The organism is Nocardia sp. CA-129566, from assembly GCF_050956075.1.
Classification (GTDB): Bacteria; Actinomycetota; Actinomycetes; order Mycobacteriales; family Mycobacteriaceae; genus Nocardia.
In genome coordinates this window covers 8,591,729-8,617,970 of record NZ_CP192085.1, presented here as the reverse complement: position 1 = coordinate 8,617,970, position 26,242 = coordinate 8,591,729, and the positions used below count along the sequence as shown (strand labels likewise).

Genomic DNA, 26,242 nt, shown 5'->3' with positions numbered 1-26,242 from the left:
GCACTCACTTGGGTGCTCGCAGTACGAACCCGACGCCGCGGACGGTGTGCAGGAGCCGGGGCGTGCGCTCCACCTCGAGCTTGCGCCGCAGGTATCCGACGAAGACATCGACGACATTGGTATCGGCGGCGAAGTCATAGCCCCACACCAATTCCAGGAGCCGCTCGCGGCTCAGCACCACGCCCGCATTGCGCGCCAGGGTGGACAGCAATTCGAATTCGCGCTTGGTGAGCTCGATTTCGCGCCCGTTCAGCAGTGCGCGGTATCCGGCGACATCGACCTCGAGCGGTCCGACCGTGATCGCGCCGGGGGTAGCCGGGGCCGGGGCATCCGAGCGGCGGCGCAGCAAAGCCTTGATCCGCGCCACCAATTCGGCGAGGACGAACGGCTTGGTCAGATAATCGTCGGCACCGGATTCCAGGCCGGAGATCCGGTCGTCGACGGAGGCGCGGGCGCTGAGCACACAGATCGGGACGTCATTGCCGAGTGCGCGCAAAGCCGTCACCACGCCCGCGCCGTCGAGCACCGGCATATTCATATCGAGCACCACCGCGTCGGGCGCCTGCTCGGTCACGCTGCGCAGCGCCTCGGCGCCGTCCCTGGCGACGCGTACCTGGAAGCCGGACAGGCGCAGCCCGCGCTCGACCGATGCGAGGACGTCCTCGTCATCGTCGACGACAAGGACGGTCGGGTTGGCGCTGCGTTCGGTGGTCACATCGTTCATTCTGCTCCGCCGCCTCCCCGGATCTGTCGGCCATACCAGCAGGTGCTCCCCGCCTCTCCGAATCTTTTGCCGGTCGTCGGGCATGCGGCCGGCTTACGTCGCGGGCCGACGGTTGCGATCGTGGCGGGGTTCTGGGCGTGCCCGACGAGTTACCCGTGTTCTTACGAAATCAGTCGGCCGGTCGGGGTAGGACATTCGAGGAGGCGGGTGCTCAGTAGTTGTGGCAGGTTTCGGCCACCGTGCGGATGGTCTCCGCCAGCCCGTTGGCGCGCGGATCGTTCTCCGCATCCTTCGCGGCGTCCGGGTTCTCGTTGATCATTGCCTGCAGTTCCGCGCGGCGCTGCTCGACCGGTTGGTCGAACTTGCGCTGTAATTCGGCCTTCTGGGTCGGGTTCGCGTCGAGCATCGCCGCCAGTTGCGGGGCCTTGGCGTGCAGTGCCGCGTCGACCTGCGCGAAGCTGCAGTCGGAACTCAGCAGCGGCCCGGCCAGTGTCATCGGATCCGCGGCCGCGATGGCCGGGGAGAGCAACACGGCCACACTGGCCGCTGCGCCTGCGGCGAGAGCTGCGACGGCCGGGCGACTGCGGAAGAGCTTCATCTGTGCCTCCAGATCTACGGGTCTACGTCTTCGATCAATGCTGTGGTCCAGCGCCTCAGACGCTATTGCTCAGCGCTGGCACAGGTGTGAGCTATCCCTGAGGATTCCCTAAGGGGTGAAACGCCGCGGTGCCGCAAAGTTATGACGGCACAATGGGATCGCCGTTCGGAGCGACGACCTCGGGTCCCGACTCCTGCGGACGGCTGGCACGGATCTGCACTTCCAGTGCGGCCAGTACCGAGGGATCCTCGATGGTGGACGGCACCTCGTAGGTATCGCCCGCGGTGATCTGGCGGATGGTTTTGCGCAGGATCTTGCCCGACCTGGTCTTGGGCAGTGCGGAGACGATGACGGCGTCATGCAGCGTGGCGATCGCGCCGATCTGCTCGCGCACCCGGGCGACCAGCTCCTCGCGTAGCCGCTCCGGATCGATGTCGACGCCGGATTTGAGCACCACGTATGCGATGGGCCGCTGGCCCTTGAGTTCATCTGGCAGCCCGATCACCGCGCATTCGGCGACCGCCGCATGTCCGGCGATGGCGGCCTCGATGCTGCCGGCGGAGAGCCGGTGCCCGGCCATATTGATCACGTCGTCGCTGCGACCGAGTACGTAGAGGTAGCCGTCCTCGTCGAAGTATCCGGAGTCCCCGGTGAGGTAATGGCCGGGAAATGCCGACATATAGGAACGCTGGAAACGCTCTTCGTCGCGCCATAGCCCGGTGAGCGTGCCGGGCGGCAGCGGTAGCCCGATGACGATATTGCCCTCGGTACCCGCCGCGACCGGATTGCCCTCGGCGTCGAGCACCCGCAGCCGGTAGCCGGGGACCGGCACCGACGCCGAACCCGCCTTGATCGGAAGCTGCTGGAGGCCGAGCAGATTCGCGCAGATCGGCCAGCCGGTCTCGGTCTGCCACCAGTGGTCGACCACCGGGCAGTCCGGCCGGTCGGCGAGCAATACCTCGCTGGCCCACTCGTAGGTGGCCGGATCGAGGCGTTCCCCGGCGCAGAACAGCGCGCGCAGGCAGGACAGGTCGTAGCGGTGTGCCAGTTCGGCATCGGGATCGGCCTTGCGGATGGCGCGCAGCGCGGTCGGCGCGGTGAACAGCACCCGGACGTTGTGCTCGGCGACCACCCGCCAGTACGCGCCCGCGTCCGGAGTACCGACCGGCTTGCCTTCGTAGAGCAGCGTTGTCGCGCCGACCAGCAGCGGCGCGTAGACGATGTAGGAGTGGCCGACCACCCAGCCCACATCGGAGGCGGCCCACAACACCTGGCCGGGACCGACGTCATAGATATTGCGCATGGACCAGGCCAGGGCGACCGCATGTCCGCCGTTGTCCCGGACCACGCCCTTCGGCTTCCCGGTGGTGCCCGAGGTGTAGAGGATGTAGAGCGGGTCGGTGGCGGCGACCGGCACCGGATCGGCGGGTGGCGCATCTAGGACAGCGTCGTCCCAATCGAGCCATTGCGCCGCGACGGTCTGGGTGGAGCTCGGCAGTGATTCGGTGGCGGGCTGCGGGGCGGGGAAGTGGATCGTCGGGAACTGCGGGCGCTGTTTCACGATCACGTGGCGCGGCGCACTGGTCTCGGCTAGGTCCAGCGCCTGCAGCACGATCGGCGGATAGTCGACCGCCCGGCCCGGCTCCAAGCCGCCCGAAGCAGTGACAATGAGCACAGGCTCGGCATCGTCGATGCGGGCGGCGAGCTCCGGTGCGGCGAAGCCGCCGAAGACCACCGAATGCACCGCGCCGATGCGGGCGCAGGCCAGCATGGCGATCACGGCCTCGGGGATCATGGGCAGGTAGATGACCACGCGGTCACCCGCCGAGACGCCCAAACGGACCATCGCACCGGCGAATTCGGCGACCGCCGCGAGCAGTTCGGCATAGGTGAAAACGCCACTGGTGCCGGTCATAGCGGAGTCGTATATTAGGGCGGGCTGATCGGCCCGGCTCACCTCGTTCGGCGCGGCACCACCGTGCACATGTCGGTCGAGGGCGTTGAAGGAGGTATTGAGGCGAGCGTCCGGAAACCACCTGGCCATCGCGCGAGCCGTGGTGTCGACGATCTGGGTTGGCGGGATCTCCCAGTCGATCGCCTCGGCCGCCTCGGCCCAGAACTCGGCGGGATCGACCAGGGAGGTCTGATACACCGGCCGGTAGTCGTGCCGCCCGCCCGTCTCTCGACCACCACCCCCCGTGGAATCGCTGCGCGATGCAGTGCGCCCGCCCGTCTCCCGACCACCACCCCCCGTGGAATCGCTGCGCGATGCAGTGCTCAACCCGTGCTCCCTAGCCTCGCTCGATGCCCGCCTCGATAGATGAGCACGATTGTGGCAGACTTCACGCGACGCCCGGGTGGGTGCCGCGACCTTTGGTTTTGCCAATTATTGGCAGGTCAAGGCCCGTAGCCATACTCAACGTCACCCAAGCTGTTATTGATCCGTTAGAATCTGATGTCACTTATTTGGGCCGTCGTAGACGCAATTTCTCGGCCAGCCGCAGTTCCTCGGCCAGCTCTGCCTGTCGAGCCAGCATGCGATTGTCTAGGTTCGCTGATGGCACGTGGTTGGGGCCAGTTTGGAAAGTGAGTGGGAGATGCGTGACGCCGCAAGGTCCGGCAGCAAACGCTGGGCGCTCGGCAACTGGGACTTGCGCTGGAAGGTTACGGCGGTCTTGGCCGTTCCGCTGGCAGTCGCGGTTGGGCTCGGCGTGTCCAGGATTACCACCGAGTTCGCCGACGCGAACCGACTGGACGCCGCAGCTGGGAACATCGAGGCGATTCCGGCCGTCACCGCGCTGAGTGCGCAGACGGCGACGACGGCGGGTTCGCAGATGATTTCGATCATGCCGAACGTGTCGATCGTGTCCGATAAGAACCTCGCGGACCTCGACAAGGTCATCGCCGATGCCGAGCAGTCGGTCGGCAAAGTCGACGGTGTCGCGGGTGCTCGCGCGTCGCTGGACAGCATGATCAATCAGGCCAAGGCGGTGCGCGCCCAGGGCAAGAACGTCACGACGCAGACCCCGGCCGAAGTCATCGGCATGATCGACCGGGTCCGCAACGACAGTGTGCATATCGTCGAGACCACGGTCGGCCAGGTCAGCGACCAGGCCATCGAACAGGCGAAGCTGCGGCTGGTCGACTCGCTGAACACCCGTGCCGCGCTGGTCGGTGAGGTCGCCGCCTTCCCCGAGGTGCTGCGCGGCTCGGCGAGCGGTATTCAGAGCGCCCTCACCGCGGCCAATACCGAGCGGGCGATGCTCAATGTGCTCGCCCACCGCTTCCCGGACGCCGACTCCTCGATCGCCGACCTGCGCGCGGGTATCGATAACCGGATCTCGCTGCTGACCAGCCCGGAGGCACAGTCGGGCAAGATCCCGGTCGGTGATCTGAAGAACTCGCTGACCGGCAGCCTCGATGTCTACGAGCGCGTGGTCAACAAGTCGACCAAGGACATCGACTCGGCGATGAATTCGCTGGTGTCCACGGCCAACACCGATGCGTGGACCTACACCGCGGTCGTCATCGCGACGATTCTCGCCGCGCTGTTGCTCGCGGTCTTCGTCGCGCGCTCGATGATCGTGCCCCTACACCGGCTGCGCCTCGCGGCGCTGCGAGTCGCCGAGAGCGATCTGCCGCACGAGGTCGCCCAGCTGCGCAACGGCGCGTCCCCGGAGGACGTGCCGCTGGAGCCGATGCCGATCCGCAGCAGCGAGGAAATCGGTCAGCTGGCCCGCGCCGTCGACGACATCCACGGCCAGGCCCTGCGTCTGGCCAGTGACCAGGCGCAGATGCGTGCCCAGGTCAACGACATGTTCGAAACCCTGGCCCGGCGGTCCAAGTCGCTCGTCGACCACCAGCTGAGCTTGATCGAGGCGATGGAGTACGACGAGAAGGATCCCCGCCTGCTGGAAAACCTGTTCCGGCTGGACCATCTCGCGGCTCGTATGCGCCGTAACGGCGACAACCTGCTGATTCTCGCGGGTACCAGGCAGCGGCGCAGCAAGTCCGCGCCGGTCGAGATCGCGGACGTGCTGCGTGCGGCGATCTCCGAGGTCGAGGACTACGAACGGGTGAAGCTGGGTGCGACGCCGCGCGGTTCGCTGGTCGAGCCCGCCGCCTCGGATATGGCGCACCTGTTCGCCGAGCTGCTGGACAACGCGCTCCGCGCCTCGCCGCCGGAGACCGACGTGAAGTTTACCTTCGCGCAGGGGCACGACCAGGGCATGCTCATCGAGGTCGCGGACCGCGGCATCGGTATGCCGCCCGCCGAGATGGCCGATATCAACCGGCGGCTCGAGCAGACCGCCGAACCCGGTCCGGACACCGCCCGACACATGGGTCTTTTCGTGGTCGGCCGACTGGCCGAGCGGCACGGACTCACGGTGCGGCTGCGTCCGACCTTCGATACCGCGCGGGATCCCGGTGTCACGGTTACCGTGCATGTACCGATGAAGCTCATTGTGCTCGGACAGGGACAGACCACCGCGATGCCGCAGGCGGCGACGCCGCAGGTCGCCGCCCCTGCTCCACAGCGGCCGTCGGCTCCGTCGTCGATGCAGATGCGGGCGATCACCAGGACGCCGGGCGGCAATGTCATGGTTACCGTCGATCCCGGTGTGAGCGGCCCGATTCCGGTCAGCAGTCCGGCGCCGTCCGCGACGAGCGGGCCGATTCCGGCGGCGGCGGGTGGTGGTCTGCCACAGCGTTCGCCCGGCTCGACCATGGGCTCTGGAGCTTCCGGACTGCGTCAGGATTCGGCACAGTCGGGCGCTTCCCTGCGCCCAACGCCGGGACAGGCGCCAAGTGGTCCGCAGCGCGGCAAGCTCGCCGCGGCGAGCTTGCCCAAACGCAATGTCACTCCCGGCGGTCCGCCGCCGAACCGGCCCGGCGCCGAGCCGACCATCTCCGGTGGCGGTCTGCCGCCGCGGAATCTGAGTACCGGTGGTCTGCCGCAGCGTCAGCCCGGTACGAGTGGGGTGCCGCAGCCCGAGGGCGGTCCGGCCGGTGGCGGTCTGCCGCAGCGTCAGCCGGGCACCAACGGTGTGCCGCCGCGCGATGGTGCCGGTGGCCTGCCGCCGCGTTCGTCGGGTTCGACCGGTCTGCCGCAGCGTGAGCCCGGTACGACCGGTCTGCCGCCGCGCGATACGGGTTCGGGTCTGCCGCAGCGGGAATCGGCTTCGGGTGGTCTGCCGCAGCGTGAGCCGGGTGCGACCGGTCTGCCGCAGCGTCAGTCGCCCGCGGCGAATCTGCCGCAGCGCGAGACGCCGAACGGCTTGCCGCAGCGCGAAGCCGGGTCGCATGGTCTGCCGCAGCGGGAGTCGGCCTCCGGTGGTCTACCGCAGCGTGATTCGGCCTCCGGTGGTCTACCGCAGCGTGATTCGGGTCTGAGCGGTCTCCCGTCGCGGGATACCGGTTCGGGTCTGCCGCAGCGCGATGCCGCCTCCGGTGGTTTGCCGCAGCGTGATTCGGCTTTGGGTGGCGGTTTGCCGCAGCGTGAGCCGGGTTCGACCGGTCTGCCGCAGCGGGAGTCGGCCTCCGGTGGTCTACCGCAGCGTGATTCGGGTCTGAGCGGTCTCCCGTCGCGGGATACCGGTTCGGGTCTGCCGCAGCGCGATGCCGCCTCCGGTGGTTTGCCGCAGCGTGATTCGGCTTTGGGTGGCGGTTTGCCGCAGCGTGGGCCGGGTTCGACCGGTCTGCCGCAGCGGGAGTCGGCCTCCGGTGGTCTGCCGCAGCGGCAGTCGCCCGCGGCGAATCTGCCGCAGCGCGAGGCGCCGAACGGTTTGCCGCAGCGGCCGTCGGGTTCCCAGCCGCCGAGCGGTCTGCCCCAGCGTGACGGCCTGCTGTCCCGCGATAGCCTGCCGTCTCGCGATGGCTTGCCGTCTCGCGACGCGCTCCCGCAGCGGGAGCCGGGTATACCTGGTCTGCCCCAGCGTGAGCCGGGTGCGACCGCACTGCCGCGCCAGGAAGTCCCACCGGGTATCGCGCTGCCGCGGCGTGATCGCGGTCTGACTCAGCCCGCGGCCAGCGGTGAGTCGCCCGCGATCTCGGAGAACGGAACCTCGACCGCACCGCGCGATCCGGGGCGGCACAGCTTCAAGCCGGATCCGGAGAAGGCGGCGTCTTTCTTCCAGACCAGGTTGCAGCCAGCGGTCGATTCTGATTCGGTAATGGGCGGCACCCCGATCTTCGCCGAGATGATGTCGGCGTGGCTCTCGGATCCGAATACGGACCGGTCCCAGGTGGCGGCATCCTTCGAATCGCCGGGTGACGAAGGATGGCAGGCCGCACGCCGCGCGAGCGAGGCCCAGTCCGAAACAAAGACGGCTGCCGGGTTGCCGCAACGCAATCCGGGCGGGAGGCTGGTCCCCGGTGGTGTCAACGGCAACGCCGATCGCGCGCCGCGCCGCGATCCAGAAACGATCAGGTCCAGCTTGAGTCGTCACCAGCAGGGCGTCCGGGATGGCCGCGCAATGAAGGCAATGAACCTAACCGGAGATAAAGGAGACCGATGAACCCCGATCTAGGTGGTACGAATCGTCAGCTGGATTGGCTGGTTTCGAACTTCGCCAACGAGGTTCCTGGCGTAGCTCATGCCGTCCTGGTCTCGGCTGACGGCCTACTCATGGCGGCGAGCGCGCAGCTGCCGGTGGACCGCGCCGAACAGCTCTCGGCTGTCACCGCCGGACTTGCCAGCCTCTCGGTGGGCGTCTCGAACCTATTCGAAGGCGGCACCGTGCTGCAGTCGGTGGTCGAGATGGAGCATGGCTACCTGCTACTCATGGCAGTCGGCGATGGTTCCTATCTCGCGGTGCTGACCAATACTTCTTGCGATATCGGCCAGGTCGGTTACGAAATGGCCCTGTTGGTCGAACGTGTGGGTCAGACGGTGCAGGCCACGCCACGCGTCACGATGGGTTCCTGATGGTGGGATGGACATAGACGATCACCGCATGGGGAGCGCCGAGCCCAGCCTCGTTCGCCCATACTCCTTGACTGCGGGCCGTACTCGGCCCGCGGTCGAGTTGGCGTTGGAGGCACTCGTCGCATCGCATCCGGTCGCCTTGGAGCGGCAGTTCGAACTGACCAACATCGAGACGTCCATCGTGGAGTTGTGCAGAGAATCGCCGTCCGTTGCCGAAGTGGCAGCGCGTTTGGGTATCCCCATTGGGGTGGCCCGCGTGCTGGTGGCCGACCTCATCGAGGCCGGGCATGTGCGAGTGTCGGCGACTTTGAAAGACGATTCCAGCGACGATGAGCGTCGCGAGCTGATCGAAAGGGTTCTCAGTGGACTCCGGCGTATTTGATTCGACGGCGCAGGTCGATACCCGTACCAGTAAGCCAACTTCGGCGAAGATTGTCGTCGCGGGCGGCTTCGGTGTTGGCAAGACCACGTTGGTTGGTGCAGTTTCGGAGATCGTTCCGCTGCGCACCGAGGCTTTGGTGACCAATGCCAGCACCGGAATCGACAATCTGACCGGCATTCCGATGAAGTCGACCACCACGGTGGCGATGGACTTCGGCCGGATCAGCCTCGCCGACGATCTGGTGTTGTACCTGTTCGGCACGCCGGGCCAGTACCGATTCTGGTTCATGTGGGACGACCTGATCCGCGGCGCCATCGGCGCGGTGGTGCTGGTCGACACCCGCAGACTCGAGGACAGCTTCGCCGCTGTCGACTACTTCGAGGCGCGCAACCTGCCGTTCCTGGTTGCGCTCAACGAATTCGACGACGCGCCGAGGTATCCGATCGAGGACATCCGTCAGGCCCTCGCGGTGCCTGCGGATGTGCCGATCCTGTCCATCGACGCCCGCCGTCGCGAGCCCGCCAAGCAGGCGTTGGTTTCGCTCACCGAATACGCCCTACGCAAGGTCATGCAGGGTTACTGAGCCCTGCGGAGCGAGTGGCTAAGCTCGCTCGGTGAGTATTTCCGCGCGGGAGCTGCTCGGGCAATTGCTCGATTCGGGCTCGTATATCAGCTGGGACCGGCCACCGGTGACGGTGGCCGCGTCCCCGCGATATCGCGCGGATTTGCGTAAGGCCGTGCTGGCGGCCGGGACCGATGAGTCCGTGCTCACCGGTGAAGGTCTGCTGCGTGGCCGTCGTGTGGCCGTAATCGCCTGCGAGTTCGGCTTTTTGGCGGGTTCGATCGGTGTGGCCGCGGCGGAGCGGATCGTTGCCGCGGTCGAGCGCGCGACCGAGCTCGGTTTGCCCCTGGTCGCCTCGCCGACTTCCGGTGGCACGCGAATGCAGGAGGGCACAGTCGCTTTCGTGCAGATGGTGAAGATCGCGGGTGCGGTCGCGGCGCACAAGGCGGCCGGACATCCGTATCTGGTCTATCTGCGCAGTCCCACCATGGGTGGCGTCTTCGCGTCCTGGGGTTCGCTCGGGCATATCACCTTCGCCGAACCCGGTGCGCTGATCGGGTTTCTCGGCCCGCGCGTCTATAAGGCGTTGTACGGCCGGGATTTTCCGGAGGGCGTACAGGTCGCGGAGAATCTCTACCACAGTGGTGTGATCGATGGGGTGCTGCCGGTGCCGGTATTCCGCCGGATCGCGCACCGCGCCTTGAGCGTGCTGAGCGGCGTGCCGGATCCCGTTGCGGCCGAATCCGGTTGGGCGGCGCCGGTGCGCGGGCTCACCCGCGCGTCATCGGATCGCGTCGCCGGGGGTGATGCGGAGGCGAATGACGCTGTCCCGGCTTGGGATTCGGTGCGGATCTCGCGCCGTCCCGGTAGGCCGGGTATTCGTGACCTATTGCGCCACGTGACGCAACGGGTGCCGCTCAGCGGCACCGGCCAGGGTGAATCCGATCGCACGATCGTGCACGCGCTGGCCCGTTTCCGCGGCCAGCCGTGTGTGGTCTTCGGCCACGACCGCTCCGGGCAGCAGGGCGAACACACTATGGGACCGGCCGCGCTGCGGGAGGCGCGGCGCAGTATGGCGATTGCCGAGGAGTTGCGGATACCGCTGGTGCTGGTGATCGATACGGTTGGCGCGGCGCTGTCGAAGGAGGCCGAGGAGCGCGGGCTCGCACCGGAAATCGCCCGCTGCATTGCGGATCTGGTGACCTTGGACACCCCGACCATCTCGATCCTGCTCGGTCAGGGCACCGGCGGTGGCGCACTGGCGTTGCTCCCGGCCGACCGCGTTCTGGCCGCCACCCACGGCTGGCTCGCGCCGCTGCCCCCGGAGGGAGCCAGCGCGATCGTCTACCGAGACATTGCCCATGCCCCGGAGTTGGCCGCGGCGCAGGGCATTCGGGCCGCGGATCTGCTGGCCGACGGTGTGGTCGATCGCATCGTCCCGGAGTTTCCCGACGCCGCCGACGAACCGGTCGACTTCGCCCGACGCATGGTTGCCGCCATCGCCGGGGAGCTGACCGCTCTGCGCGCCCGACCACTGGAGGAACTGCGCACGTCGCGGCACACCCGATACCGCCGCCTCGGTCTGCCCGAATCCTGAGTGACCCCGATTGCCAAGGCACATCGCGTGTCAGCCAGCAAACCGGTGGTCAACACGCGGTGGGTTTTCGTTGACGACTCGCCACGGCACTTCTACGGTCGGACTGTGACCTTCAGAAGCGAGACCTGCACCATCCCCTCGATCGTGCTGAATGACGGGAACGTGATCCCGCAGCTCGGCTTCGGTGTGTTCCAAGTGCCGCCCGATGACGTCTACTCGGTCGTCACCGCCGCGTTGGAGGCGGGCTATCGCAGCATCGACACCGCCGCGATATACGGCAATGAGGAGGGCACCGGCCGTGCCATCCGGGAATCCGGGCTGCCGCGCGATGAGATCTATGTCACCACCAAACTGTGGAATTCCGAACAGGGCTACGACTCCACGCTGCGCGCCTTCGACGTCAGCATGGCCCGGCTCGGTCTGGACTACCTCGATCTCTACCTCATCCACTGGCCGATGGCGCAGGCCGATCGCTACGTCGAGACCTTCAAGGCGTTCCAGACGTTGAAGGCGCATGGCCGGGTCCGCTCGATCGGCGTCTCGAACTTCACCGTCGGCGACCTGGAGCGCGTCATCGGCGAGACCGGCGAGATTCCGGTGGTCAACCAGATCGAACTGCATCCCCGGCTGGCCCAGCGCGAGCTCCGCGCCTTCCACGATGCGAACGCCATTGCCACCGAGGCGTGGAGTCCGCTCGGCCAGGGCACGCTGCTCGACGATCACACCATCGTCGCCATTGCCAACCAGGTCGGCTGCACCCCCGCCCAGGTGATCATCCGCTGGCATCTGCAGTTGGGCATCATCGTCATCCCGAAGTCGGTCACCCCGTCGCGCATTGCCGCCAATTTCGATGTCTTCGGTTTCGAACTGACCCGCGAACAGATGCAGGCCATCAACGCGCTGGACAGCGGAGCCCGGATCGGTCCCGATCCGGCCACTTTCACCGCGGGGATGTAGCGCTGTCGCTATCGCAATCCCAGGTACTCGGTGAGTTCCTGGGCGGCCGCGCGTCCGGCCCGATTGGCGCCGATGGTGCTGGCGGACGGGCCGTAGCCGATCAGATGAATCCGCGGGTCGACCGCTACCTGTGTGGCGAGGCGGCCGGTCATGGTGATGCCACCGCCGGGGCCGCGCAGGCGCAGCGGGGCCAAATGATCCAGGGAGCTGCGGAATCCGGTCGCCCACAGGATCACATCGGCCTGCTGGAACGAGCCGTCGGCCCAGCGCACCCCATGCGGTTCGATGCTCGCGAACATGGGCCGTCGCGTCAGCGCACCGCGGGTCTGCGCGGCGCGCAGCCGATCGTCGAGCCGCAGTCCGGTGACCGAGACCACCGAACCTGGCGGCAGCCCGCGCCGCACCCGGTCCTCCACGATGGCGACGGCGGCCCGGCCCTGTGCCTCGGCGAACGGCCCGTCACGGAATACCGGTTCCCGCCGTGTCACCCAGGTGGTCGCGGTGGCCTGCGAGATCTCATCGAGCAGCTGGACTGCCGACACCCCGCCGCCGACCACGACGACATGCTTACCCGCGAATTCGTCGGCGGTGCGGTAGTCGCGGGTGTGTAGCTGCCGTCCGGTGAAGGTCTCCGCGCCCGGATAGTGCGGTATGAAGGGACGTTCCCAGGTGCCGGTGCCATTGATCAGGCCGCGCACCCGGATGGTGCCCGCGGCATCGGTCTCGACATTCAGCGTCGTGCCCCGCCCGGCCGCCGGGTCCGGTCCCGCGGCACAGGGGGATCCGTCCGCATTGCGGTCGCAGACCACGGTCACCGAAACCGGTCGGTGGACCCGCAGATCGAAGCGCTTCTCGTAGAGCTCGTAATAGTGCGGCACCGCGGTCGCCGCGGGTACGGCGTCGGAATCGGGCGGCAATGTCTCGGCGAACGACATCCCCGGCAGGTCGTGTACCCGATTCACGGTGGTCAGGGTCAGCGATGGCCAGCGAAATTGCCAGGCTCCGCCGGGTCCCGGCGCGTGATCGACGATGAGGAAGTCCTGTTCGGGGCGCAATCCGAGACGTTGCAGGTGGTAACCGGCCGACAGTCCGGCCTGACCAGCACCGATCACCAGGATGGAGAAGTCTGTCGGCACAAGCCGAGATCGTATCGGCAAGGTCGGTGTGTTCCGCTACCTGTGGCAGAGTTGATGTAACCACTCGAACCGGTCAGTTGCGGAGAATGCATGCTCGGAGTTAGTCGCGATGGTGGCGTTGTCACCATCGAGCTACAGCGCGAGGCGCGGCGTAACGCGCTCAACATCGAACTCGTCTCGCGGTTGCGAGATGCGGTGTCGACCGCGGCCGAGGATGCCCGGGTGATCGTGCTCACGGGCCAGGGACCGATCTTCAGTGCGGGCGCGGACCTGTCCGGTGTCCATTCCGACGACTTCCTCGGCGCCCTGCTCGACATGCTGCACACCATCGAATCGGCACCGGTTCCGGTGATCGCGGCGATCAATGGCGCCGCCCTCGGCGCGGGCGTGCAGATCGCGCTGGCCGCGGACCTGCGGGTCATCGAACCCGACGCCTATATCGCCATCCCGGCCGCCAAACTCGGCATTACCGTCGACCGCTGGACCGTGCGGCGGCTGGTATCGCTGATCGGCGGCGGTCCGGCCCGGACCATGCTGCTCGGCGCGGAATCGATACCGGCCGCCGACGCCTATTCCTTCGGTTTCGCGAACCGGCTCGGCACCCTGGCCGATGCGCAGGGCTGGGCCACATCGATTGCCGAACTAGCACCGCTATCGCTACGTCATATGAAGCTGGTACTCAACGACGACGGCACCCGCGACCCGGACAACGCGCAGCAGCGCGCGGCGCTGGAGGCGGCGTGGACGAGTCAGGACGCCCAGGAGGGACGATTGGCCAGGCAAGAGAAGCGTGCGGCGAAATTCGTGGGGCGATAATGAAACTGGGAAAACTTCTCGGGGCCGCGGCGGGTGCGGTCGGCATCACCTGGGTGGTGCGCGCGGTCTGGGATATTCCCTCCGCGATCGGCGCGTCGATCAATGCCATCCAGCCCTATGCCACCGGCGCGGTGAGCTACCGCAATCGGCAGTTCCACAACACCGAGCCGAGCACCCAGTTCGTCTCGGGTGCGGCTCCGTCCCTGCTGTTTTCGGTGCTGACCCGGCGCAACGCCGGTCGTCCGCGCGCCGCGGTTCCGCTGGCGACCCCCGAGGTGCCGACCGAGGCCGCCGATCTCGCGGTCACCTGGTACGGGCACGCGTCGGCCCTGATCGAGGTGGACGGGTACCGGATTCTCGCCGATCCGGTCTGGAGCGAACGGGTTTCGCCGTCCGCGCTGGTCGGTCCGGCCCGGCTGCATCCGGTGCCGACGCCGCTATCGGAGCTGCCGCCGGTGGACGCGGTGCTCATCTCGCACGATCACTACGACCATCTGGACAAGGCCACCATTCGCCAGCTGGTACTCGGCCAGGCCGCGCCCTTTCTGGTGCCGATCGGCATCGGCGCGCATCTGCGGCACTGGGGTGTGCCGGAGCATCGGATCGTCGAATTGGATTGGGGCGGTTCGATTTCCCTCGCATCCCTGGGACGCGAGCGCGATGGCACCGATCTGGTGCTCACCTGTACCGAGGCGCGGCACTTCTCCGGTCGCGGACTGGTGCGCAACACCACGCTGTGGGCGTCCTGGTCCATTGTCGGCCCGACCCGCCGGGTGTATTTCGGCGGTGACACCGGATATACCAAGGCTTTCGCCGAGGCCGGTGCCGCGCTGGGCCCATTCGATCTGACGCTCTTGCCGATCGGGGCCTACGACGAGGCATGGCCGGATGTGCATATGAATCCCGAGGAGGCGGTGCGGGCGCACGCCGATCTGTGTGTCGGCGATCCCGGGCACGGGCTGCTGGTGCCCATCCACTGGGCGACCTTCAATCTGGCCTTCCACGGCTGGTCGGAGCCGGTACGCCGGATGGTCGAGGCCGCCAGGGCGGCCGGTACCGCGGTCGCGGTGCCCATGCCGGGACAGCGCGTCGATCCCGATGGTCTGCCCACCGGTGATTCCTGGTGGGAGGATATGGGGTGAACACCTCTGCGGTTCGTCGACAGGAAGGAATGCAGGAATGAGTCTCGTGGACACCCTGAAAGACCTGGTCGGCAAGGGTAAGGATGCGGCGGCCAAGAACGCCGACAAGATCAACGAAGCGGTCGACAAGGCCGGTAGCTTCATCGACGAGAAGACCGGCCACAAATACACCGACAAGATCGGCAAGGTGTCCGAGGCCGCCAAGAAGGCGGTTCCGTCCGAACAAGCTGCGCCGCCCGCTGCCGCGCCGAAGGAGCCGTCCGCCGCTGCGCCGAAGGAGCCGCCAGTCGCTGCGCCGAAGGAGCCGTCCGCCGCTGCGCCGAAGGAGCCACCCGTCGCAGCGCCGAAGGAGCCGCCCGCCGCCGCGCCCGAGGAACCGGGGCAACCACCGGCCTGATCTGTGGCGGGGACCGGTTTCTGTCGGTCCCCGCCCCTAAACTTCAGTTATGGTGACCCGCCGGGAATTCGGTGGCGGCCCGGGCCGGTCGGGCATAGAGGTTGAATTGAGCAACCTCGACAAGGTGCTGTATCCGGCGACCGGAACCACCAAGGGCGAGGTCATCGCGTACTACACGGCCATCGCGGCCGCCATGCTGCCGCATATCGCGGGGCGGCCGGTCACCCGCAAGCGCTGGCCCAATGGGGTCGACGAACCGTCCTTCTTCGAAAAGAATCTCGCCGAACACGCACCGTCGTGGCTCGAGCGCCACGGCATCGAGCATTCCGGTCGTAAGGTCGTCTATCCGGTCATCGATTCCGAGGCCGGACTGGCCTGGATCGGACAGCAGGCGGCGTTGGAAGTCCATGTGCCGCAATGGCGTTTCGACGGCGACCGGGTCGGCCCGGCTACTCGGCTGGTCTTCGACCTCGATCCAGGGCCCGGCGCCGGACTCGCCGAATGCGCGCGGGTCGCGCTTGCGGTGCGCGATATGGTCGAGGGCATAGGGCTGCACGCGTTCCCGGTTACCAGTGGTAGCAAGGGAATTCATATCTATGTCCCCTTGGACCGGGAGTTGAGTCCGGGTGGCGCGTCCACCGTGGCCAAGCAGGTGGCGACGAATCTGGAAAAGCTGCATCCGGATCTGGTGACCGCGACGATGGCGAAATCGGCGCGCGGCGGAAAGGTCTTCCTGGACTGGAGTCAGAACAATCCGTCCAAGACCACCATCGCACCGTATTCGCTGCGCGGGCGGGCCGAACCGAATGCGGCCGCACCGCGCGCCTGGTCCGAGATCGAGAACCGGAAGAAGCTGCGGCAGTTGCGGTTCGACGAGGTGCTCGTCCGCTGGCGCGACGGCGGCGATCTGCTCGCCCAACTGGATCCGCCGATGGCCGACGCGCTGACGAAGTACCGCTCGATGCGCGATGCGGCGGCGACGCCCGAACCGGTGCCGTCCGCAGCGCCGACGCCCGGTGCCGACAATCGCTTCGTCGTCCAGGAGCATCACGCACGGCGGCTGCACTGGGATGTGCGGCTGGAACGTGACGGCGTACTGGTGTCATGGGCCGTGCCGAAGGGGCCGCCGACCTCCCCGAAGCAGAACCGGCTCGCCGTGCACACCGAGGATCATCCGCTGGAGTACCTGGACTTTCACGGTGCGATCCCGAAGGGACAATACGGCGCGGGGGAGATGACCATCTGGGATTGCGGCACGTACGAGACCGAGAAGTGGCGCACGGACGAGGTCATCGTCACCTTTCACGGCGAGCGACTGCGGGGTCGCTACGCGCTGATCCAGACCAATGGCACCCAATGGCTGATGCATCTGATGCAGGACCAGTCGCCGCAGGAGGATGGATCGGACGATGGTGCGAAGCGGCCCGCCAGCGGTCCGGTCGGACCGCTGGCCGCGATCACCGTGCCGAAACCCGCGGGGCCGGTGCCCCTGCCACGTGGCCTCACGCCGATGCTCGCGACCGCGGGCGAGGTCGCCGAACTCGATGATGCCCAGTGGTGCTTCGAAACCAAATGGGACGGCTTCCGGCTGATCGCCGAAATCGAGTCCGGCGCACTGACATTGCGCAGCCGACGGGGTAATACCGTGACCGATCGCTATCCCGGGATCGCGGTGCTCGCCACCGAATTGGCCGACCACGATGTGGTTCTCGACGGCGAGGCGGTGGTGTTCGACGATCACGGAGTGGCCAATCTCGGTCTGCTGCAGGCGGATGCCGCCCGTGCCGTTTTCGTCGGCTTCGATGTGCTGTACCTGGACGGGACCTCGCTGATCCGCAAACGGTATTCGGACCGTCGGCGGGTGCTCGAGGCGCTCGCCGCCAATGCGCCCACGCTGATGGTGCCGCCGCGACTGGACGGCTCCGGCGCCGATGCGCTGCGCCGCAGTCAGGAGCAGCGCATGGAGGGTGTGATCGCCAAGCGCAGGGATTCGGTGTATCTGCCGGGTAAGCGCGGACATTCGTGGGTGAAGCAGCGCAACTGGCGCACCCAGGAGGTGTTGATCGGTGGTTGGCGGCGCAGCGAGGCCCGCGACTTCAAATCGCTGCTGGTCGGCATACCGCACGATGGCAGGCTGTACTACGTGGGGCGGGTCGGCACCGGTTTCAGTGAGCCGGTCATGCGCGAGCTGGCCGAGCGGCTCGGCAAGTTGGCGCGCAAGACCGCCCCGTTCGACAACGACCTCACCGCCGAGGAACGCGAGGATGCGGTGTGGGTGACTCCGAAACTCGGTGGGACCGTGCGCTTCATGAACTGGACCGAGACCGGTCGCCTCTGGCATCCCGCCTGGGTCGGCTGATCGGTCGGCGGGCCGAGTGTGACGGTGGTCGCCGATGGTTTGCCGGTTGATTCGGGTATTCGCTGGGTATCGTGAGTTCGCGGTTGTGTCGGCTCGAAAACGAGGAGTGCGTGGTGGATTTCAAGAATCTGGCGAACAAGGCCATGGACCTGGCCCAGCAGCATGCGGACAAGGTGGATACCGCCATCGATAAGGTGGGCGATCTCGTCGACAAGCAGACCGACGGCAAGTTCGCGAACCAGGTCGACGCGGCGCAGGAAGCCGCGAAGAAGGCCATCCACCAGGACAGCTGAGTTCGCCGCTGGCGGAGGCGGTCCGCCGATCCGCCAGCGCACGCGGTCGGTCAGCTCTGTTCGCGGGCCAGCAGCGCAATGATGGTCGCGCTGTCGGTGACCATGGCATGTCCCTGGAACTCGAATTCGTCGTAGGCCCGCGCCATCGCCTCCTTATCGCGGCCGCCGACGGCATCGCTGATGATCACCGGCACGAAGCCGAGATCGGTGGAATGGGTGACCGTCGGTGCGATGCCGATCTCCAGTGCGACGCCGGTGATCGCGTACGCGCCGATGCCGAGATCGCGCAGCACCGCGGCCAGTGGGGTGCCCTCGAATGCCGACATCGAGGTCTTGTCGAAGATCACCTCGTCCGCCGTCGGCCGCAACTCCGGGACCAGTTCGAAGGCCGGGGTGTCGCGCTGCAGGATGAATTTCACATCGTCCACGGAATCGACCTGCTGCCAGCTCATTGCCATTCGCAGCGCGAAGGTCCCGCTGAGCCGCCGCGGCAGGAAGAAGTGCCGCAGGAAGATGATCGGATAACCGCCGCGGCGGGCCGCCTCGACAATGCGCGCCACCCGCTCGATGATCTCGGGGCCGTCCGGCAATTGGGAGAGCACGCCGACCTGCATGTCGTAGACGATCACCGCCATGCGGTGCGGCGCACACACATCGGCGAGTCCTTCGGGAATGTCCAGTCCGTTGCCATGCCGCATGGTCAGCTCACTCCTATTCGACACCGGTCACGGCCGGGGTACGGCCTGCCGGTGATTCGGTTGCGCGATAGCCACTTCCAAAGCGTGCCGGAGCCCGCTTCGACCCCACTGTAACCATGTCGGAAATCGGACATGTGCGGCGTCGTCGATGCCCCCGAATGACCGTTGCCGGGGCCTCTGATCAGGCAGTACGGTTGTGGCACTCGAGATCGGGCGGAGTCGGCGCAGACGCGTTCCCGGCGTGCTGCGCGTCGCGCCGCGTCGGAACACTGGAGGCCCCGATGAAACATTTGCATGCACCATTCGTCGGAAGTCACCGGATATCCGCTCCCACAGCGATACCGATCATCCTCGCGATGGTGGCGTTCGCCGTCGTACCCGTCGCCGCAGCGGTGCCCACTCCGGATCAGGATCCGTTCTACTCGGCCCCGGCCGACGTCGGCGAATACCCCGCCGGTGCCGTGCTGCGGACCCGATCCATCGCGTTGTACGGTCTGCCGCTTCCGGTTTCGGCCTGGCAGGTGCAGTACCGGACCAATGACGGGAACGGTGGGCCGATCCCGGGCACGGCCACCGTGCTGGTTCCGAATTGGCCCTGGTTCGGTCCCGGCCAACGGCCGCTGCTGTCGTATCAGATCGCCGAGGACAGTCTCGGCGTCCGGTGCGCGCCGTCGTACGCGCTGCGCGGTGGCTGGGATCTCGGCGGTGCGAACAGCTATATAGATACGCTGTTCATCGCGGAGGCATTGCGTCGCGGCTGGGCGGTGGTGGCCAGCGACTACGAGGGGCCGGACTCGCGATTCCTGGATGGCGTCAATTCCGGCCGTGCGGTGCTCGATGGCATTCGTGCCGCTCGCGCGCTCGCGCCGGATGGGGTCGGACCGGCGAGTCCGGTCGGCGCGTGGGGTTACTCCGGCGGTGCCTTCGCCACCCTATGGGCGGCCGAGCTGCAACCGGAATACGCGCCGGATATCGAGTTCGCGGGGATCACCTCCGGCGGGGTGCCCGCCGATTGGCCAGCCATGGCCCAAGGCGTCGACGGCACCATGCAGGCGGGTCTGGCGATGCTGGCGCTGGTCGCGATCGTGAAGAACGAGCCGGATTCCGGTGTGTCGGAACTGCTCAACGAGCGCGGTCGCGCCGCGGTCGCCGAGGATGCGGCGGCCTGCGGTCCGGATTTCGTCATCAAGTACGTCGACGCGCACGTCGACGATTTCGCCGCCGTGCCGGATGTGTTGTCCCACCCGTACTTCCGGGCGGCGACCGACCGGCAGGAGTTGGGTGGCAGTGCCCCGGTCGCGCCGCTGTACCTGTACCACAGCACGACCGACGACGTGATCCCCGTCGCGGGATTCACCGACCTGCTGGGCCGGTACTGCGCGCAGGGTACCGATATCAGCTCCGTGTACTCGGCACTGCCGGGACACGATGTGACCGCTCTCGGCGAGGCGGCCGGTGCGATGGGCTTCCTCGCCGATCGCTTCGCCGGTATACCGGTGGCCCCCGGCTGTCATGACGGGTGAATACGAAAGACGCGACGCGCTAGGGGATTCGTAGCGACGTCGCGTCCGGAGTGCGTGTTCGCGGCCCTACTTGACCGGCGGGTCCTGCCATTTGGTGGTGCCGGGCGCGGCGGCCAGGGTGCTGATCAGATCGATGCCCGCGATGACCAGTGCCGGTCCGCCGACCACGATGGTGCCGATGATGCCGCCGATACCCGCACCGGCGATGACGCTGGCGATCACCGTCGGTCCGCCGATGATGCCGGTGAGTCCGACCAGGGCGCCGATCACCGTGCCGAGAAAACCGCCGATCGCGGTGGCAATGCCGAACTGGGACAGGAAGTTGTCCTGTGCGCGCTGATTCTCCCGCGGTGACGCGATCGGCGTCGCCACCTGGTGTGCCTGCGTGTAGTCCTTGACCGCGGTCAACTCCAGCACCCGGCCGGCGTCCTCGACCTTATGCGGCAGCGCGAATTCGTATCCGTCCTGCCGGAACGACAGCGGCAGCGTGACGACCGTATTGCCCGCGATGTCCTTGATATCCACTGTGTTCGCCGACATCTGGAACGACCCGTTGGTGAGTGTGGTGACGATCTTGTCGCCCACCAGTTTTGCCTCGTAACCGATATCGGGCACGGGCGTGGCGCTCGGCTGCGCATAGGAGGTGCCCGCGCCGACCGCGACCGCGGCGACGATCGGCACGGCGGCCGCGGTGATCTTGCGGAGAATCATTCCGGTGGTCCAATCTTCATCAGTTCTTGCAAGCCGTAGCAACACTCCGCACGCGAAGAATCCTTCCCCCCGGCGCCGTGCAGAGTCACGATGTGATCAAGAGAACAGCACTCCGATGACAATGTACCGTGTACGAACGGTTTCGAGGAATGCTTTTCGGGGTATTCACTCTTGCTTGGTGACTAATCTTGCTACGGCTCTTGACTATACGGTCACGGAAACGGTTGCAGAACGTTGATGGCGCGGGCGATCACCAAGATCACCAGCACCAGCGAGATCGCCGATTGCACCATCATCATCGCCTTCGCCCACCGCGACATCGGCATCACATCGGTCGGGCTGAACGCCGTCGCATTGGTGAACGACAGATACAGATAGTCGAAGAACTCTGGCTCCCACTCGGTTTCGGTCAGCTCCGGATTCTGCATCTGCACGAACAGGAAGTCCGGCAACGGCTTTCGCGCATAGGCGCGGGCCGCGGGTCCGCCGCGATCGAACTCCCAGTACCAGAGGCCGAATACCACCACATTGGTCAACCAGACCGCCCCGCCCAACTCGAGCAGGTTCACGGGATCGCGAAGGGTGCTCTCGAGGTCGAAGGCCCATCTCGGAGGCCACTGGATCAGCGCGGCCACCAGCCGACCCGCCGAGATCGCCGTGGCCAGACTCAGCACTCCGGTCAGCAGCAGGCCGCTATTGCGCAGCCACCGCTCCTCCCGGTTGACCCGGAACGGATTCACCACCACCAGCACACCGAGCAGCCACACCTCCAGTGCGGGCAGCAGCAGCCAAATGGGCTGCGGCCAGAGTTTCTTCAGCGGCCCGAACTGCAACCCAACGATCACCAACACGGCCAGCGTCACCGCGACACGGGACTCTCCCTCTGTCTTGCGCTGCCACGCGGGCACCTCGTCGCTTTGCTCCGGCACCGGGCCAGTATCGCCGATCAGGTGAGCAGATCGAGTACGACCGCGCCGACGCAGACCGCGATGACCACGGTCAGCGCCAGCGCATCATTGCGTCCGGGAGAGTTGGGGCGGGCGGTGAGCTGTCCGGTGCCGCCGCGCGCGGTAATGGCCTCGCCGAGTTCGGTTGCCCGGCGGCTGGATACGGCCATGGCGGCGGTGAGGATATCGACGAGCGGATTATCGGCGGCGCGATAGAGCCCGCGGTCGCGCGGGCGCAACCGGCGTGCCGCCCGCAGCACCCGGATCTCCTCTATCAGCAGCGGCAGTCCGCGCAGCGTGAGCGCGATGACCACGGCGCATTCGTCGACGGGCACCCGGAGTTTGCGCAGTGGGGCACCGAGTTTGGCCAGTGCCGGGGCGATATCGCCCATGGGGGTGGTCCAGGCGATCAGGAACGAGGCGGCCAACAGGACCAGGCCGAAGACCATGACATTGATGTAGCGCAGTACGGCCTCGGTCCCGATCGGCACATTCAACAGCGCGCCGACGCCGATCGCCGCCCAGAACCACCACGGCAGGCGCGGCAGTGTGCTCAGCGGGAGTTTGGCGAGCGCGCCGATCGCGATCAGGAATGCGACCATCAGGCCGAGCACCCACCAGGACGGCAGGAACATCAGCACCAGGCTGATCAGGAAGACCCCGATCATCTTGGTTCCGGCCCACAGGCGGTGCACCGGGCTGGAAACCGGTACCTCGCGGAATAGGACGGTGCTCATCAGTGTCCTCCGTTCCCGAGCCGCCAGGCCGGATCGCCCGGGCGTGGTCCGGGTAGCGCGGCGTGGGAATCCAGCTGGTGCGCAGGCAGGTTCGCGGCCGCGGCGGCGTCGACGACGGGGTCGGTCTCCAGGATGCGCCCGGCCTCGAGGTGGACGGTGCGGTCGCAGACGGCGGCCATATCGCGCACGTCATGCGAGATGACGATCAGGGTGAGCCCGGAATCACGCAGGTGGGCAAGCAGTTCCACGACATCGGCTCGGCCCTCGGGGTCCAGTCCGGCCAGCGGCTCGTCGAGTACCACGACCGGCGCGTGACTGGCCACGATGGCCGCGAGCACCACCCGCTTGGCCTGTCCGCCGCTGAGTTCCTCGATGGACCGTGCGGCGAGTGCGCGATCGAGCCCTACCGCGTCCAGTGCGCGTCCGACCGCACCGGAACCGGTGGCGCGCCCGCCCCAGTCCGCGATCTCGGTGCCGACCGTCTGCTTCTGCAACTGCAGCCGGGAGTGCTGGAACGCCAGCTCGACCCGGCCGATCTGCTTGGCGATCGGCCGGCCATCGACTTCACAACGGCCGGAACTGGGGTGGATCAACCCGGCCATGATCCAGGCCAGTGTCGACTTGCCGGATCCATTGCCGCCGACCACCAGCAGCGCCTCACCGCGCCGCACGGTCAGGTCGACACCGTGCAAAGCCGGTGCCGCCCACGGTGTTCCGCGGTTGTAGGTATGGCGGACATCGCGCAGGCGCATGATGGTCTCGCCCATCGGGCGGCGGCGGATCGTGCAGACCGGCTGCGGCCAGGCGGGCAGGTGCTCGACGGTCCGGCCACCGGCCAGATGCACCACTCGATCGGCGGCGGCCGCATCGGCCTCGTGATGGGTTACCAGCACCACCGCCATGCGGTGGCGCTTGGGCAGTTCGGCCAGCAGTGCGACCAGATCGCGGCGACCGTCCGGGTCGATCATCGAGGTGGCCTCATCGGCGATGAGCAGGGCGGGGCGGCGGGCCAGCGCCGCGGCCACCGCGAGTCGCTGCTGCTGACCGCCGGACAGCGTCGCGGTCTCCCGATCGCCCATGCCGTCCAGGCCGACCTCGCGCAACAGAGCGTCGATATCGACCGCGGCGGCGAGTTCGGTGGACAGACCCCAGACCACATCGTCGGCGACCAGCACGCCGAGGGTCTGACTCTCCGGCCGCTGCAGCACCAGCGCGGTGCCGCCGAGGTGGCCGAGGCCGGCGGCGCCGGGACGGTCCACACTGCCCGAGGTCGGTGGGCGACCGGCGAGCAGCCGGGTCAGCGTCGACTTCCCGGATCCGTTGTGGCCGACGACGGCGACGAACTCACCGACGTCGACCGTGAGATCGATGCCGGACAGTGCGTCCACCGACATGCCCGGATAGCGGAATCCGGCACCGCGCAGCCGCACCGGCAGCGGCGCGATGGGCCGGTCGTCGGGTGGTGCGTCGAGCCGATCCTGACTGGGCAGCCAGGCCAGCCGGTCGAGTACCGAGCCGAGGACGAACCAGGAGAACACCGCCGTCACGATGATGCCCACGAGCACGCCGCCGCCGACCAGGGCCCACCACCAGCGGATCGCGGCGTCGGCGGCGTCGGCGATGCCACGTCCGAGCGGTTCCAGCTGTGCCTGCTGTGCCGCGATCCGCTCCAGGCCGTCGGCGGTGCTGCGAATGGTGTTGAACAACAGCGTCCGCGACCTGGACAGCACCAGCAGAGTTCCGATGGCGAAGGCCGCGAACCCGAGACCGGCGAGCACGGACAACCCGACCACCGCGGGCAATCCGCCGCGCCGCCGTTTCACCGTGCCGATGATGCCCCCGATGGTCGCGGAGCTGATGATGCCGAATGCGGGCACCAGGCCCGCCGCGACAAAGCTGACCAGTGCGGCCGCACCGGTCGCGGTGATCAGGGCGCGGAGCCGATAGCGCTGCGCGATCATGGCCAGCGGTACCGCGGCGACCAGTTGCAGTGCCGCGGCGAACGGGATCAACGCGCCAACGGTGACCAGTCCGACGGTGGCGCCGCCGAGCACCGCACCGGCGGCGAGCTCGATCGGACGCAGCGGTCCGCGCTCGATGGCTCGCTCGGTGGGGTGCACGCCGGGCCGATCACTCACGAAACAAGTCTGCCAGCTTCCTGTGCAGAGTTCGTGTGGTCTTTTTGTGGAGACTATGTGGCCGTGGTTGCGTTCACGCGACCCGCGTCAGTTCGTAATCGTCGGCTCTGAGCTTGCGGACGCGACGACGGTAGGCCAGTTGCCGACCCGGCCAGTTATTGGTGATGCGGCCCGAGCCGGTGCGATACCAGCTGGAGCAGAAGTTCCACGGCGTGCGCGCGAGGCGCTGCTGAACCGCGCTATTGAACCGTGCCTCCGCCTCCTGGCGCACCTCGAGCACATGGCCGGGACGCGCGGCGAGCAGTTGTACGGCCTGACGGATATAGCGGGCCTGCGATTCGATCATGTAGATGATCGAGCCGACGCCGAGATTGGTATTGGGTCCGTAGACCAGGAACAGATTCGGGAAGTCGGGCACGGTGATCCCGTAGTAGGCGTGCGCCCCGCCCTCCCAGGCATCGGAGAGTTTGCGACCCCCGCGACCGTAGATGTGCATGGGCCAGAGGAATTCGGTGCCCTTGAATCCGGTGCCGTAGATGATCACCTCCGCCTCGTGCACCGTGCCGTCGGCGGTGCGCACGCCGTTGGGCACGATCTCGGTGATCGCGGTGGTCTCGACCCGCACATTCGGCTCGGTGAGGGCGGGGTAGTAATCATTGGAGAACAGGCCGCGCTTACATCCGATCGGATAGTCGGGGGTGAGTTTGGCGCGCAGTCCCGGATCCGGCACCTGCTCTGCCAGATGTTTGGTCGCGATCCGGCCGACCCCCCGGGCGATCCAGGGGAATTCGACCAGGCCGAGCGCGACGAATTCGGCGATGGCCCACCAGCCGAAGCGTTCGACGAGCAGTGCGCCGGGTAGCCGCGCGAAGAGTTTGTGCTGGATCGGGGTGTAGTCGGTGTCGAATTTGGGCAGCACCCAGGCCGGTGTGCGCTGGAACAGTGTGAGGTGCTCGACCTTCGGCTGGATCGCCGGGATGTATTGAATGGCGCTGGCGCCGGTGCCGATGCAGGCGACGCGTTTGCCGGTCAGCTCGACGCCGTGATCCCATTCGGCGGAGTGGAAGGCCTGGCCGGTGAAGGAATCGATGCCGGGAATATTGGGCATGGCGGGCCGGGACAACTGGCCGACCGCGGAGATCAGCACGTCGGCGGTGCGGGCGGCCCCGTCCCTGGTGCGCACCGTCCAGCGGCCCGAGGTGTCGTCGAATTCGGCCTCGGTCACCTCGGCGCCGAAATGAATATCCTCGAGCAGCCGGTGGCGCTTCGCGACGGTGCGCAGATAGTCGTGGATGGCGACCTGTCCCGAGTAGCGTTGCGGCCAGTCCGGCTTGGGCTCATAGGAGAACGAGTACAGCGGCGACGGCACATCGCAGGCGGCACCGGGATAGGTGTTCTCCCGCCAGACCCCGCCGATATCGGTGCTCCGCTCCAGCACGGCGATATTGTCGAAACCGTTGCGCCGCAACTCGATTGCCATTCCGATGCCGCCGAAACCGGCACCGATGACAATGACCGACGGCCGCTCGCCAGCTGTCATGTGACACTCCTCACAACGCGCTATGAATCCCACTCTAGAACTGCGCGACCGGCCGTG

General features: G+C 67.2%; 22 protein-coding genes. 12 read left to right on the top strand and 10 right to left on the bottom strand.

All coding sequences use genetic code 11. The annotated features are described in order from the left end of the window. Positions 1-4: 4 nt before the first annotated feature. The 3 genes from ACQP0C_RS38280 to ACQP0C_RS38270 form a co-directional block, all read right to left on the bottom strand. A complete protein-coding gene (locus ACQP0C_RS38280) occupies positions 5-715 on the bottom strand; it encodes a response regulator transcription factor (RefSeq protein WP_433728196.1) in 711 nt (236 codons plus the stop codon). Between the two features lie 220 nt (positions 716-935). Then, positions 936-1,322, bottom strand: a complete 387-nt coding sequence (locus ACQP0C_RS38275) for a hemophore-related protein (protein ID WP_433728194.1) — start codon at positions 1,320-1,322, stop codon at positions 936-938. Positions 1,323-1,461: 139 nt separating this feature from the next. After that, positions 1,462-3,474: an AMP-binding protein gene (locus ACQP0C_RS38270; RefSeq protein WP_433734772.1), complete on the bottom strand. Its 2,013-nt coding sequence runs from the start codon at positions 3,472-3,474 to the stop codon at positions 1,462-1,464. A gap of 445 nt (positions 3,475-3,919) precedes the next feature. Here ACQP0C_RS38270 and ACQP0C_RS38265 point away from each other — a divergent pair, with 445 nt between their 5' ends. The 6 genes from ACQP0C_RS38265 (at position 3,920) to ACQP0C_RS38240 (ending at position 11,748) form a co-directional block, all read left to right on the top strand. Next, positions 3,920-7,840: an ATP-binding protein gene (locus ACQP0C_RS38265; protein WP_433728192.1), complete on the top strand. Its 3,921-nt coding sequence runs from the start codon at positions 3,920-3,922 to the stop codon at positions 7,838-7,840. After that, positions 7,837-8,250 (top strand): roadblock/LC7 domain-containing protein, encoded by a 414-nt coding sequence (locus tag ACQP0C_RS38260; RefSeq protein WP_011207200.1) that lies wholly within the window; start codon positions 7,837-7,839, stop codon positions 8,248-8,250. The genes ACQP0C_RS38265 and ACQP0C_RS38260 overlap by 4 nt, the downstream gene beginning before the upstream one ends. A gap of 7 nt (positions 8,251-8,257) precedes the next feature. Beyond that, positions 8,258-8,632, top strand: coding sequence for a DUF742 domain-containing protein (locus ACQP0C_RS38255; RefSeq protein WP_040686485.1), 375 nt, complete (start codon positions 8,258-8,260; stop codon positions 8,630-8,632). Beyond that, positions 8,613-9,215, top strand: coding sequence for a GTP-binding protein (locus ACQP0C_RS38250; protein WP_174414979.1), 603 nt, complete (start codon positions 8,613-8,615; stop codon positions 9,213-9,215). Before ACQP0C_RS38255 ends, ACQP0C_RS38250 begins: the two co-directional genes overlap by 20 nt. A gap of 31 nt (positions 9,216-9,246) precedes the next feature. Next, a complete protein-coding gene (locus ACQP0C_RS38245; RefSeq protein WP_433728190.1) occupies positions 9,247-10,791 on the top strand; it encodes a carboxyl transferase domain-containing protein in 1,545 nt (514 codons plus the stop codon). A 105-nt stretch (positions 10,792-10,896) separates the two neighbouring features. After that, complete coding sequence (locus ACQP0C_RS38240; protein ID WP_433728188.1) at positions 10,897-11,748, top strand: aldo/keto reductase; 852 nt, start codon at positions 10,897-10,899, stop codon at positions 11,746-11,748. 8 nt (positions 11,749-11,756) lie between these two features. Here the strand turns inward: ACQP0C_RS38240 and ACQP0C_RS38235 are convergent, their stop codons facing one another. After that, a complete protein-coding gene (locus tag ACQP0C_RS38235) occupies positions 11,757-12,884 on the bottom strand; it encodes an NAD(P)-binding domain-containing protein (protein ID WP_433728186.1) in 1,128 nt (375 codons plus the stop codon). A 90-nt stretch (positions 12,885-12,974) separates the two neighbouring features. On the opposite strand from ACQP0C_RS38235, the gene ACQP0C_RS38230 reads away from it, so the two are divergent. The 5 genes from ACQP0C_RS38230 (at position 12,975) to ACQP0C_RS38210 (ending at position 17,891) form a co-directional block, all read left to right on the top strand. Beyond that, a complete protein-coding gene (locus ACQP0C_RS38230; protein ID WP_433728184.1) occupies positions 12,975-13,700 on the top strand; it encodes an enoyl-CoA hydratase in 726 nt (241 codons plus the stop codon). Further along, positions 13,700-14,842, top strand: a complete 1,143-nt coding sequence (locus ACQP0C_RS38225; protein WP_433728182.1) for an MBL fold metallo-hydrolase — start codon at positions 13,700-13,702, stop codon at positions 14,840-14,842. The genes ACQP0C_RS38230 and ACQP0C_RS38225 overlap by 1 nt, the downstream gene beginning before the upstream one ends. 37 nt (positions 14,843-14,879) lie before the next feature. Further along, a complete protein-coding gene (locus ACQP0C_RS38220; protein WP_433728180.1) occupies positions 14,880-15,239 on the top strand; it encodes an antitoxin in 360 nt (119 codons plus the stop codon). 49 nt (positions 15,240-15,288) lie between these two features. After that, positions 15,289-17,598, top strand: a complete 2,310-nt coding sequence (locus ACQP0C_RS38215; protein ID WP_433728178.1) for an ATP-dependent DNA ligase — start codon at positions 15,289-15,291, stop codon at positions 17,596-17,598. A gap of 113 nt (positions 17,599-17,711) precedes the next feature. Beyond that, complete coding sequence (locus ACQP0C_RS38210) at positions 17,712-17,891, top strand: antitoxin (RefSeq protein WP_433728176.1); 180 nt, start codon at positions 17,712-17,714, stop codon at positions 17,889-17,891. A 50-nt stretch (positions 17,892-17,941) separates the two neighbouring features. Here the strand turns inward: ACQP0C_RS38210 and ACQP0C_RS38205 are convergent, their stop codons facing one another. Beyond that, positions 17,942-18,589 carry a cysteine hydrolase family protein gene (locus ACQP0C_RS38205; RefSeq protein ID WP_433728174.1) on the bottom strand — a complete coding sequence of 216 codons (648 nt, stop codon included), beginning with the start codon at positions 18,587-18,589 and terminating at the stop codon, positions 17,942-17,944. A 356-nt stretch (positions 18,590-18,945) separates the two neighbouring features. Between ACQP0C_RS38205 and ACQP0C_RS38200 the strand changes: the two genes are divergently transcribed. Then, positions 18,946-20,112, top strand: coding sequence for a lipase family protein (locus tag ACQP0C_RS38200; protein WP_433728172.1), 1,167 nt, complete (start codon positions 18,946-18,948; stop codon positions 20,110-20,112). A 66-nt stretch (positions 20,113-20,178) separates the two neighbouring features. Here the strand turns inward: ACQP0C_RS38200 and ACQP0C_RS38195 are convergent, their stop codons facing one another. The 5 genes from ACQP0C_RS38195 to ACQP0C_RS38175 all read right to left on the bottom strand — a co-directional run bounded on the left by ACQP0C_RS38195 (position 20,179) and on the right by ACQP0C_RS38175 (position 26,185). After that, positions 20,179-20,823 (bottom strand): ammonium transporter, encoded by a 645-nt coding sequence (locus ACQP0C_RS38195; protein WP_433728170.1) that lies wholly within the window; start codon positions 20,821-20,823, stop codon positions 20,179-20,181. Between the two features lie 212 nt (positions 20,824-21,035). Beyond that, positions 21,036-21,752, bottom strand: coding sequence for a hypothetical protein (locus ACQP0C_RS38190; protein WP_433728168.1), 717 nt, complete (start codon positions 21,750-21,752; stop codon positions 21,036-21,038). 17 nt (positions 21,753-21,769) lie between these two features. Then, positions 21,770-22,507, bottom strand: coding sequence for an energy-coupling factor transporter transmembrane component T family protein (locus tag ACQP0C_RS38185; protein WP_433728166.1), 738 nt, complete (start codon positions 22,505-22,507; stop codon positions 21,770-21,772). After that, positions 22,507-24,645: an ABC transporter ATP-binding protein gene (locus ACQP0C_RS38180; protein WP_433728164.1), complete on the bottom strand. Its 2,139-nt coding sequence runs from the start codon at positions 24,643-24,645 to the stop codon at positions 22,507-22,509. Before ACQP0C_RS38180 ends, ACQP0C_RS38185 begins: the two co-directional genes overlap by 1 nt. A 73-nt stretch (positions 24,646-24,718) precedes the next feature. Next, the gene (locus ACQP0C_RS38175; protein ID WP_433728162.1) at positions 24,719-26,185 is read right to left on the bottom strand and encodes a flavin-containing monooxygenase; all 1,467 of its coding nucleotides are present in this window, start codon (positions 26,183-26,185) and stop codon (positions 24,719-24,721) included. Positions 26,186-26,242: the final 57 nt, after the last annotated feature.